Origin of the sequence: Psychrobacter sp. JCM 18900 (assembly GCF_904846625.1) — a bacterium.
GTDB lineage: Bacteria > Pseudomonadota > Gammaproteobacteria > Pseudomonadales > Moraxellaceae > Psychrobacter.
On sequence record NZ_CAJHBL010000002.1, the window covers coordinates 560,060 to 571,831 of the forward strand.

The 11,772-nt window shown below is 44.1% G+C and carries 12 protein-coding genes; 2 read left to right on the plus strand and 10 right to left on the minus strand.

Annotated elements, in window-relative coordinates; genetic code table 11:
- Positions 1-246 precede the first annotated feature (246 nt).
- Entirely contained in the window at positions 247-1,401 is a 1,155-nt protein-coding gene (locus JMX96_RS05260) for a DEAD/DEAH box helicase (RefSeq protein WP_201567883.1), read from the plus strand.
- Positions 1,402-1,507: 106 nt separating this feature from the next.
- On the opposite strand, the gene JMX96_RS05265 is transcribed toward JMX96_RS05260, so the two are convergent.
- From JMX96_RS05265 to ilvA, 8 genes are all read right to left on the minus strand, one after another.
- A complete protein-coding gene (locus JMX96_RS05265) occupies positions 1,508-2,407 on the minus strand; it encodes a sulfite exporter TauE/SafE family protein (RefSeq protein WP_201567885.1) in 900 nt (299 codons plus the stop codon).
- Positions 2,408-2,504: 97 nt separating this feature from the next.
- Entirely contained in the window at positions 2,505-2,765 is a 261-nt protein-coding gene (ccoS, locus tag JMX96_RS05270; RefSeq protein WP_227676930.1) for a cbb3-type cytochrome oxidase assembly protein CcoS, read from the minus strand.
- Positions 2,766-2,880: 115 nt separating this feature from the next.
- A complete protein-coding gene (locus JMX96_RS05275) occupies positions 2,881-3,609 on the minus strand; it encodes a YdcF family protein (RefSeq protein ID WP_227676932.1) in 729 nt (242 codons plus the stop codon).
- Between the two features lie 49 nt (positions 3,610-3,658).
- Positions 3,659-4,699 carry a UDP-N-acetylmuramate dehydrogenase gene (gene murB, locus JMX96_RS05280; RefSeq protein WP_261863492.1) on the minus strand — a complete coding sequence of 347 codons (1,041 nt, stop codon included), beginning with the start codon at positions 4,697-4,699 and terminating at the stop codon, positions 3,659-3,661.
- A 315-nt stretch (positions 4,700-5,014) separates the two neighbouring features.
- On the minus strand, positions 5,015-5,512 hold the full coding sequence (locus JMX96_RS05285) for a low molecular weight protein-tyrosine-phosphatase (protein WP_191113680.1): 498 nt from the start codon (positions 5,510-5,512) through the stop codon (positions 5,015-5,017).
- 207 nt (positions 5,513-5,719) lie between these two features.
- On the minus strand, positions 5,720-6,142 hold the full coding sequence (locus JMX96_RS05290) for an RNA-binding S4 domain-containing protein (RefSeq protein WP_201567895.1): 423 nt from the start codon (positions 6,140-6,142) through the stop codon (positions 5,720-5,722).
- Positions 6,143-6,239: 97 nt separating this feature from the next.
- A complete protein-coding gene (locus tag JMX96_RS05295; protein WP_261863483.1) occupies positions 6,240-6,629 on the minus strand; it encodes an excalibur calcium-binding domain-containing protein in 390 nt (129 codons plus the stop codon).
- A 102-nt stretch (positions 6,630-6,731) separates the two neighbouring features.
- Positions 6,732-8,285, minus strand: a complete 1,554-nt coding sequence (ilvA, locus tag JMX96_RS05300) for a threonine ammonia-lyase, biosynthetic (protein ID WP_201567903.1) — start codon at positions 8,283-8,285, stop codon at positions 6,732-6,734.
- A 306-nt stretch (positions 8,286-8,591) separates the two neighbouring features.
- On the opposite strand from ilvA, the gene rpiA reads away from it, so the two are divergent.
- Entirely contained in the window at positions 8,592-9,251 is a 660-nt protein-coding gene (rpiA, locus tag JMX96_RS05305) for a ribose-5-phosphate isomerase RpiA (protein WP_057760400.1), read from the plus strand.
- 136 nt (positions 9,252-9,387) lie between these two features.
- Here the strand turns inward: rpiA and argF are convergent, their stop codons facing one another.
- Both argF and alr read right to left on the minus strand, forming a co-directional pair.
- A complete protein-coding gene (gene argF / locus JMX96_RS05310; protein WP_057760398.1) occupies positions 9,388-10,311 on the minus strand; it encodes an ornithine carbamoyltransferase in 924 nt (307 codons plus the stop codon).
- Positions 10,312-10,528: 217 nt separating this feature from the next.
- Positions 10,529-11,635 carry an alanine racemase gene (gene alr / locus JMX96_RS05315; protein ID WP_201567906.1) on the minus strand — a complete coding sequence of 369 codons (1,107 nt, stop codon included), beginning with the start codon at positions 11,633-11,635 and terminating at the stop codon, positions 10,529-10,531.
- Positions 11,636-11,772 lie beyond the last annotated feature (137 nt).

The following is an 11,772-nucleotide window of genomic DNA, read 5'->3' on the forward strand; positions in this document are numbered from 1 at the left end:
CTACTGATATACTACTGAGTCAAGCCCATCTTATCTTACCTATGTTGAGTGAACTGCAGCATATTTGGTAGGATTGGATTTGGGCTTGGCTTTTTTTATGCTTATATGTCTGATGGTTTTCCACAGACTCGATAAGGCTACTCTTACTGATTACGGTTTAAATGCTGCATTTGACACTATAAGGGTTCATTTTGAGCCTATTTACAATTAATAAAATACGAGCAATTCATTTAAAAGGATATTTTTTTGAGCAATTTTACAACGTTTACTGATTTGCCACTTTCAACAGCGACCCTGCGTGCAGTAAGTGATCTAGGTTTTACTGAATTGACGCCCATTCAAGCAAAGATACTACCGCATACATTGGCACATCAAGATGCTATCGGACAAGCACAAACGGGCACGGGGAAAACAGCGACTTTTCTACTGACTATTATGGAAGCCTTGCTTAAGCGCCCATTTGCCAATGACGAAGAGCGCTATCTTGGTGAGCCGCGTGCTGTGGTCATGGCGCCAACTCGCGAATTGGCTCAGCAAATATTTGATGACTGTATTGCATTAACCAAATATACCTCGCTACATAGTGTTTGTATTATGGGTGGTACTAACTATGAAACTCAGCAGCACGAGCTTGAACGTCAATACGTTGATATTTTGGTAGCGACGCCTGGTCGTCTAATTGACCTTGCTAATAAAGGCATGGTGTATCTAGATAGAGTAGAGGTATTGGTACTTGATGAAGCCGATCGTATGCTAGATATGGGATTCATTCCTGATATCAAGCGCTTAGTTGGTCGAATGCCTGCCAATACCGATCGTCAAAGCTTGTTGTTTTCTGCAACCTTTAACCAAGATGTCATGAATTTAGCTTACCGCTGGTTACATGAGCCTCAGTTTGTTGAAATTGAGCCTGAACACAAGACCAGTGAGTTAGTAGATCAGCATTTTTATTTGCTGACAGAAGATCAAAAGCTGGACGCCTTGCAGCGTATTATCAGTGATGAAGCAGTAGAGAAGGTCATCGTCTTTGCCAATCGTAAAGACCAAGTCAAGCGTCTGTATCACAAGTTGCGTCAAGCGCATAATATTGTGATGCTCTCGGGCGATGTCATTCAGCAAAAACGTGAGAAGTACTTACAGCGATTTAAAGATGGTCATGCATCTATTTTGGTGGCGACAGATGTAGCAGGGCGTGGTATCCATGTCGATGATATCAGCCATGTGGTTAATTTTACTTTGCCTGATCAGCCAGATGATTATGTACATCGCATTGGTCGTACGGGCCGTGCGGGTCAGACAGGTATTAGTATCAGCTTTGTGAGTGAAGATGATGCCTTCAATATACCGGCATTAGAGAAGCACTTGGAAACCAAGTTTACGCTTGAGCAGTGGCAGGAATAATTGCTATAAATTGAGCACTACTTAACAAGCAAAAGCCCTCAATATCGCAAATGGTATTGAGGGCTTTTTTATATGCTAAGTGTTAATAGTATCTGTTTAAATGACTTTATTGAGCGTGTTCCATCATTTCAGTATGCTCATGGTGATTCATGTCCAGTGATTTATCACTCATGTCATGCATGCTATGATCCATATGGTTGTCCATATTTTGCATGCTCTGATCCATGTCTTCTGCCATATCCATATCGTGATTCATTTGGCTCATGTCATGAGAGTCCATATCAGACATCATAGCAGTGTGGCTACCATGATTCATCTCACCATGGCCGCCATGCATATTTGCCATGACCATCGGCACGACCGCTACTGCCAAACCTGATATGACCATAACCGCACCATTTAACTGCCTTAGGCGAAAACGTCCAATCTTATCACGTAGCCAACCGACCGTTTCATGCGTCGCAACCAACATCGGTATGGTTCCTAGACCAAAGACAAACATCAACGCAGCACCGCTTAGTGGGTTATGAGCAACGACCGCAATCAATAGAGCGCCGTATACCAGGCCACAAGGCAGAAAGCCCCAAAGCAAACCTGCTGTTAGTGCACGCGGAAAAGTATTAAGTGGAAATACCTTTTGACGCAATGGGCTAAGATACTGCCAAAAGCGCATACCAAAACGTTCAAGCTTAGTCAAAAACGGCGCACCAAGCATCGTCACACCGACGAATACCAGTACCAATCCTAATAAAATACGCGGTGTACTATTACCCATCATCAATGGCTTTAACACAGTAATACCGATAAGCCCTGCGATTAAACCCAATAATGCGTAACTCGTTAAACGCCCAAGATGGTAAGTGGCCACCAAAGCGCGCCGCTTGGCGGGGCTGACATCTTTCATAGACAGACCAAACGCGGTCACAAGACCGCCACACATGCCTAAACAATGCGGTGAACCAAAGAATCCCATTAGTAATGCCGCCACAAGTAAAGCGATGGTCATGAATGCGTCTCCTAAGAATAGTAAAGGGCGAACTTGCTAGTGCTGAATTATTTAATAAAACGGTACCAATGAATTACGCATCTATAAGGTAGATAAATTAGATTTCTGAGTTTTTATCTATCTCAGAATGTTCGTTATTTCCATCAGTTGCCGCTGTTTTATCTTTTTGCTGGGTAGGTGCTGAGCTTTCGTGAGCCTGCATGGTTTGGCGGCGTTCTTGACGGTCATCCAATATAATACGCTGTGATGCATTGTCCAGATCTTCGAATTGATTTGACTTGACCGCATAACGCACTGCCCAAATAGCAACCACAAACAGCATGAGACTTAATGGAATTAATAAAAATATACTGAGCATGGCAAATCTCTTAAATAGCAGTGTCTCTTATTATTATACACCCATCACAAATGTAGTGGATGACCGGTAGCATTTAGAATGAGTCTCTCAAGGGTATCGTATACATCTTTAACGTTTATTCGTCAGTGTTTTTTGCGGCATTGCCTCTTGGGGTCAATAGCTGCTGTGAAGTCACATCATTGGCGTGGCGACAGTCCATCTGTGGACGTATCACATCGCGGAGGTAGGCTGCGACTTCATAGACAGCGCGCCGTGAGTGACTTAAGTTGTGGGCAGGCTTCATCCAGTCGCGTCTAACTGGCAGTGGCGCAGGGAGTGGTGTGCTATTGATACCATTTAAGGCAAACTGTCTGCGTGCACGTGCCATATGATAGCTATCAGTAATCAGATATACATGGCGTAGCGGAATGCGTTTGGCTGTAAAACGGGCGTTTTCACATGTATTCATGCTGGCATTTTCACTTATCAGTCCGTCGATACCGTGTTCCATCAACCATTGACCGAGCCATGGAGCTTCAGCACCACTCAGCACGATTGGTAGGGGTAAGTCATGGTAAGCACCTGCAGCGGTACGGGCACGATTGAGACTATAACGATTTAGGATAATTTGGTTGTTGTGGTCATTGGTCAGACCGCCGCCTAGGACTACATAGGCGGTAGGCGGCGAGCTCATGGCAGCAGCAGGCATATCAGGAAGCGGCAATAGAGAAAAGATATAAACGATTGCTTGCGAAAACAGCGGAGTAAATAAGCTAATAATCACCAAAATGACAGACGTGGAGCCTAGTATAAAAGTAATATTGATAATGCGAAAAAGCGTCACCATGCGTTCAGAAAACCGCAAGTAATATCGCCATAATCGTTTAGATAATAGCCGCTTAGACCATGATTTTTTAGGCCACATGCTCAGCATATCCAATTGAGCCATCAGCATTTACCCAGACTGGCTCACGTGACAATTGAATGGCAAATTTTTCATAGACAGTAGCAGCGATATGTTTCTGTGCTACGGCTACATCCTCTTGCGTGGCTTGCTGAGGCGTATGGTTGGTTAGTACTAGTGCTTGCTGTTTATGCGTAAAAATAGGTGCAATGCCGCCGCCTTTTAATCCTGCTTGCTCAATGAGCCACCCTGCAGCCACCTTTACCATTGCATTAGGCATCGCATAACCAACGATAGCTGGATAAGTTGCTTGCAGCGCTGTGAACCGCTCCTGAGCGATAATAGGATTTTGAAAAAAACTGCCACAATTAGGTAGCTGCTTAGGGTCAGGCAGCTTTTGTTGTCTAATATCTATAATAGCTTGCATAACGTCAGTAGGCGTCGCTTGCTTACGTCCTTGTTGCTCCGCATAGCGCTGCGCTACAGTCTGTACATCACCATAACTGGCTAAAATATTGGCAGAATCAGTATGTAATCTGAAACCCACACGACTAATAAGCCATGTGTTTGGTGTGTGTTTAAAGATACTGTCACGATAGCCAAATTGGCAATCAGCAGCTGACAAATAGTGCCAAGTTTGTGTCGGCAAATGATAGGCGCGTACATACTGTAAGCGGTCTTCTAGTTGTACGCCATATGCACCGATATTTTGTATGGGTGCTGCGCCCGTCAGACCTGGTATTAAGGCAAGGTTTTCCAACCCATACCAACCTTGATTGACCGTATGAACGACCAAATCATGCCAGTTCTCGCCAGCCATTACCTCGATATCAACATAATCGTCAGTTTGTTCGGTCAGATTAATACCACGCATCTTTGGCTGTAATACTATGGCTTTCAAAGCGGCAGGTAATAAGACATTACTACCGCCAGACAGTACAAACAGTGGTAGCTTGTCTGCTGTATCCTCTATATAAGCTGCCATAAAGTCATCAAGCTGCGCCTCATTTTCTAACGTCACGACAGAGTCAGCAACACAGGCCAATGCCATAGTATTGTCATATGACAAGTCGATTGAATCATTGACTACGGCAGTCGATGAAACATTCGAAACATCAGAGCTGATGGTAGACTGAGTACTGTGGTCAAGGCGTGCAGCTTGGGTCATAACATAGCCTATGTGGCAAAAGGATAATAAGTAATAAGGTAGTTATAGTTGTTTCAATTTAAAAGAGATACAAGGCAACTGAGTGCAGATGTAACTGTGATACTTCAAGCGAGGTTAACGCTGTAGCTCTTTTGTAGAAGCTTAACCATATTATAGAGGATACCGGATGCAAGAGTAGCAGAAATATAGACAGTATGGCTAGCAGGCTTTCCAGCTTTCTATCCAAGCTTGCGCGCTTGATTCGATACGCTCGATCACTTCTTCGAAATCATCGTTATCGCCTTTATATGGATCTGGTACATCACTGCCGCAATAGGTAGGGTCTTCTTCACTGAACAGCGCTAGTGTTGCTAAACTATCTTCTGACTCTGCAATGCTGTCTTTGATCGCTTGCAGATCAGCTAAATTCTGTGAATCCATGGCTAAGATTAGATCAAAATCACGAAAGTCATTGGCACTGACTTGACGAGCGACCAGCTTATTAATTTTATAGCCGTGTGACTTAGCATGACGTTGTGAGCGAGCATCAGGCGCACTGCCAACGTGCCAATCACTGGTGCCTGCTGAGTCTACTTTTATAGATAGTCCAGCAATCGCTGCTTGCTGACGAAAAACTTCTTCAGCAGTAGGGGAGCGGCAGATATTTCCCAAACATACCAATAATACAGACGAGGGAGTACAGGCTTTCATCAGCATAATATGACCTTCTATAACAAAAAAAACATGCTATAAGAGACCAGCATTGTTAATGCGGCTTTTATTAGCATGCAATCGATTGAATCAGCTGCTAGCGTAACGCTTAATGCTTGGAATGGCAAGGATAGAGACTAAACAATAGCGTCATTTAACAATGGAAATTTGGCCATATGATGCATGGCCAAAAGGCGAGATAATGAAACGGTTTTAATCTTGATTACTTTTAAAACGCTGTAGATCGCGTCGCTCTTTTTTGTTGGGCTTGTTGTCAGGACGAGCAAGATTAGCCAGTTTGCGCTGTTCGGCATAGTACGCACGCCGGTTTTCGCTCTCTTTAGTCTCTGAATATAGTACCTCAGCGGCGGTCGCATTGCCACGCTGTGCAGATAGCGCCTCAACAACGACCGTCTTTTCGGTCATCGCGGTCGCTGAGCCTTGGCGAATGGTTAGCTCATCTCCGACTGAAATCTCTTTACTGGTTTTTACTCGGCTACCAGCATAGTGCACGCGTCCACTTTCAATCGCTTGCTTGGCAAGGGTGCGTGTACGATAAAATCTAGCTGCCCAAAGCCATTTATCGAGACGGATTTTCACCAAACCTGAGTTATTGTTATCAGCACTTTTCTTCATAAGAGTCACTCTGCATTCGTTTTATATTAAATTATAGTTTTATATAAACAATATTAGGGCAACTTTAATATTTGCAAATAGATTTTATGGTTGTGGGTTAGTTGCACCATTGTTGTTCACAAGGTACACCATCGTGGTTACCATCCATTTTGGTATTAGGACAGTAGTTTGTAAAATAAGTGGCTTCTGCACAGGATGTCATTTGTGAGCAATGTGTTCTGCCATCACATGAAAAGTTTGAGGCCGGTTGTGTTGATAAGACTGGAGTTGCAGTTGGCGCTGATGTTGAAGTAGTACCCAAATCAACGTATGTCGGCGGTATGTCATCAATGTTATCGACGTCAGTAGAGGTAAGAGTAGGTTGCGTTACGATATCTGCCGCTGCATTGGTTGTAGGTTGATGTACCGTGTTTTTAGGTTGAAGGACTCTATAACCTATAAGCACGAAAATCAGACAGGTCAATATCACCAATACTTTGTTTATCACTATGCCATACCTGCCAGCTCATAATCATTATTAATATGAAAATGGCAGTTTTTAATCGACTTAAAAACTGCCATTAGGTAAGAAATATTACGTCTATTTTTACTATCTCAAAAACAACTGATAGCCAATGTTGTCATTGACTGTAGCACAGTCATAACCAATATCTAAAAGCGCGTCTTGTAGCTGACGAGAATTGCCTTCAGAGGCTTGTAGGCCAACCAGTACACGACCTTCAGCAGCACCATGGTTGCGGTAATGGAATAAGGTAATATTGAAGTCATCACCCAACTTTTCTAAGAACGTTAGTAATGCGCCTGGACGTTCTGGGAATACCACTTGTAGCAATTGCTCGTTTTCGACATGAGCATGACCACCAATTAAATGACGGATATGTGATTTGGCGATATCATCATCAGTCAGGTCATGAGCAGTGTAGCCATCGTCTGACAATTGGTTACTGATGGTTTGACGCTCTTTTTCGCCTTCTTTTAAAGCAATGCCAACGAAGATTGAGGCAGGTTCCATTGAGTCTGGTGATTTTTTGCTATCGGCACGATAATTAAACTCTGTGATGTTACGGCCATGTAGACTGCGACAGAAGTTCAAGAAAGCGCCTGTTTGCTCGGGGATAGTGACCCCAAAGATAGCTTCTTTTTTCTCACCAATTTCGGTACGCTCAGCGATATAACGTAGGCGGTCAAAATTCATATTGGCACCGCAAATGATACCGACGCAGTTTTTATCTTGAATATTATTGGCTTCGATATATTTTTTCATACCAGCGACTGACAGTGCGCCAGCAGGCTCAACGATGCTGCGGTTTTCTTCAAAGATATCTTTGACAGCGGCACACACTTCATCATTGGTACAAGTGATCACTTCAGGCTCAACGATAGGGCCTGAGTTATCGCTTTTTTGTGTACGAACGACATTAAAAGGTAATTCGCCAATCTGCGCCACTGCTACGCCATCAACGAACAATCCTACTTGCTCGAGCTTGACACGTTCACCTGTTTCAAGCGCTGCTTTTAGACAAGCTGACTGCTCGGCTTCTACCGCAATCACTTTGACATGTGGTGCAACTTCGCCTAAGAATGCGGCCACACCAGAGATTAGGCCACCACCACCCACGGCAACAAATACATAGTCCATGTTGCGCCACTGTTGGGTCAGCTCAAGGCCAATGGTGCCTTGTCCTGCGATGACCAGCTCATCGTCATAAGGCGGAATAAAGGTCAGTCCTTCGCGTTCAGCGCGGTCAATCGCATAACGGTTTGCTTGATCAAAACTATCACCGTGCAGATCTACATTGCCACCAAGTGCTCTTACCGCATCTACTTTGATGTCAGGAGTCGTGGTTGGCATGACGATGATGTTGTTTAATGATAATTTGCGTGCAGAGTACGCCACGCCTTGTGCATGATTACCTGCTGAAGCGCAAATGACGCCACGCGCTTTTTGCTCATCGCTCAACTGACTGATGCGGTTATAGGCACCGCGCAATTTAAATGATTTGACTGGTTGTAAGTCTTCACGCTTAAATCGAATATCATTGGCAAAACGTTGGGTCAGCTTGGGCGCCGTTTCAAGTGGTGTTTGAATAGCAACGTCATAGACGGTGGCTTGTAAGATGGCTCGTACCCAGTGTGACAGCATAGTAATCCCTAAACAGAGTGAATATAAAAAGTGTAGATGAATATAAAAACGAAATAGATTAGCCTATGCCGATTTTTAGTATCTTGCAAGACTCAATTGCAGTTTTCTTGGGATTTCGTGCTTGAATTTACATGAAGTGCAGGTATTTGCATACGTTAAGTCTTAGGTAGGCACGATAGGACTCACAAATTAGCGTCATGATGCGCTAACATCCGTTAATATCATCGGTTATAATAGCCGCGCATTTTATCTGTTTTAGCCTTTTACTTTTTTTAAGACCATACGTTTATTTTCCAAGGATTTATGATGAGTGATCAGCAAGCACAAAAGCAAGCCGCGGCCAAAGCTGCTCTAAGCTATATCGAAGACGATATGATACTTGGGGTAGGGACAGGTAGTACGGTCAACTGTTTGATTGAGTTGTTGCCACAATTGAAGCTTGCTGGCGCCGTCGCTAGCTCACAGGTGACAGAAGACAAACTTCGTGCGCTTGGTATCGAAATAGTCGATTTGAACTTTGCTGGCACGTTAGATGTTTATATCGATGGTGCGGATGAAGTTAATGAGCACTTGCAACTTATCAAGGGCGGCGGCGGTGCATTGACTCGCGAAAAGATTGTGGCTGCAGCTTCAAACAAGTTCGTCTGTATGGTCGATGATAGCAAAAGCGTTGATATATTAGGTCGCGCGTTTCCAGTACCAATTGAAGTATTACCACAAGCACGCTCGTATGTGGCTCGCCAATTGGCCAAATTGGGCGGTGAGCCAGTATATCGTGAAGACTTTGTCACTGATTATGGTAACGTTATCTTAGACACCTATGACTTGGATGTGAGTAATCCAATCGCGCTCGAAAAAGAGCTAAATAATATCGTGGGTGTGGTCTGTAATGGTATCTTTGCAGCAAACCAAGCAGACGTTCTGCTAAAAGCAGGTGCTAATGGCGTGACAACGCTCACGCGTTAATCTATGATCAAATCATTTGTATAAACAAAAAAGCCGTCCAGATCTGGACGGCTTTTTTGTTTGGGAACTTACTTAGAAGTGTACTAGCAAGTTATTTTACTATTGATCTCACGGTCTTTTTATAGAATAGTCTAAGTTATGCAGGTAACTTGATTTTGTCTTTGAGTAAAAACTCCATCAATGCTTTTTGGGCATGTAAGCGGTTTTCAGCTTCGTCCCATACCACAGAGCGTGGATCGTTCAGCATATCATGAGAGATTTCCTCGCCGCGGTGCGCTGGCAAGCAATGCATAAACACCACTTCAGGGTCAGCTTTGTCTAGTAGAGATGGCGTCACTTGATAAGGCGCAAAACGACGTGCACGCGTGTTTTGCTCTGATTCTTGCCCCATACTTGCCCACACATCGGTGACAATTAAGTTAGAATCTTTTGCCGCGTCTTGTACGTTTTCTACCAAGCTCACGCAGTGTGAGAAGCGTTCCATAAGTTTCGGATCAGGCTCAAACCCATAAGGTGCTGCCACGCGTAATTCAAAACCAAACTGATTAGCAGCTTGCATAAATGACGAGCACATATTGTTGCCATCACCGACCCACGTGACGATCTTATTTTCAATGCTACCGCGATGCTCGTAATAGGTTTGCATATCAGCAAGCAACTGACATGGATGATAGTCATCGGTCAACGCATTGATAATCGGTACGCTTGAGTATTCAGCAAAGGTTTCAACTTTTTCGTGCCCAAAGGTACGAATCATAATGATATCAACCATGCTAGAAATCACGCGTGCTGAATCTTCTAATGGCTCACCGCGACCGAGCTGTGTATCGTTTGGTGATAAAAATATGGCGTTACCACCAAATTGACCCATGCCCGTCTCAAATGAAATACGGGTACGCGTTGAAGATTTTTCAAATATCATGCCAAGCGTACGACCAACAAAAGGCTGATATATCTCGCCTGCATGTTGCATCTTACGCAATTCGCTTGCGCGTTTGATTAAGTTTTCTAGTTCTTGTTTGGTTAAATCAGATAAGGTTAAAAAATGGCGCAAACTCATAGTAATCCTAGCAGTCGATCGCAGTCAGTGAAACGTCATCAGTCTTCAATAGCATCGCGTCAGTGCGTATACTGGGTTGACAACAAACTTTTAGTATAGCGTATTTACTTTCAATGTAAACGTTCATTTTTATCAAGATCAAATGGCTTGCCAAATAGATCGAAATCACCTTTGCAAGCCACGATACCTTGTATGCTAATGACTGTACCGCTAATGATTATGCCTGTGTACGGTTTGGACGTATGCTAAGGCGACATAACAGCTCATAGCTAATCGTCCCAGCATGACTTGCAACTTCGTCGACACGCGGCGCATCGCCCCAGAGCATGACCTTGCTATCTATAGCAAGACTCTCAGGTGCGCTACTGATATCAATGACAATCATATCCATCGCTACGCGCCCAATCACTGGGCAACGGTAGCTTTGGCTGTCGTTAGTATCCATGACAGTGACATACGCATCATCAGTGACCACACGTGGGTAGCCATCACCATATCCAACGCTGACCAATGCGGTTCTGGTGTCTTGCTGCGCACGCCAGCGGCTACCATAGCCGATCGCATCATTTGCGCTAACGGTTTGTAGAGCAATGATTTGAGCAGTAAACTCCATCGCGGGCTGCAAGTCTAGTTCTTGTGCACTTTTATCGACGACAGGTGAGCTACCGTATAAGATAATGCCTGGACGTACCCAGTCATAATGGTACTCTGGGAAGTTGACGATACCAGCAGAGTTGCATAATGAGCCTTGGATATCTGGGCTAATGGTGTCTTTCAAAGTCGCTAGTACGCTTGAGAAGCGCTCAATCTGCATCGCATTTAATGGATGATCGTGGTCATCAGCATTGGCAAAATGCGTGGCTAGAATTAGCTGATAACCCGCTTCATGTAGGCGTTTTGCTGCTGACAGCACACCCTCAGCATTGAAACCCAAACGGTTCATACCTGTATTGTATTTGAGCCAAGCTACTCTAGTTGCACTGCCAGCTGGCGGGATGTTTTGTAATGCCCACTCTAGCTGTGGTTCATGGTGAATCACGCAGCTAATCTCATGATCAATCGCTTGCTGCCACTCATCAGCGGTAAACGCACCCTCCACTAGACCGATCGTTTTCTCCCAACCTAGCTGCCTGGCTTCTAGCGCTTCAGTTAAGGTAGCGACACCGATACCATCTGCTTGCTGCAGGGCTGGCAAGACTGCCGCCACGCCGTGTCCATAAGCATTGGATTTGACCATAGCCAATACTTTAGACTGGGGTGCACGCTTTTTTACTTGATTTAGGTTATGGGTAAGGGCTTTTGGTTTTATAGTGATTGTGCGCATAATCGCCTTCTGTATGAGTAGAATTATGAAGTTATAAAGCCAGTACTACATCGATTGGATTGATGCGGTACTGGCTATTGTGCTAAAAACTGATTATATAAAATTATTTATTAAACTATGATTAGACCTAATTTTGA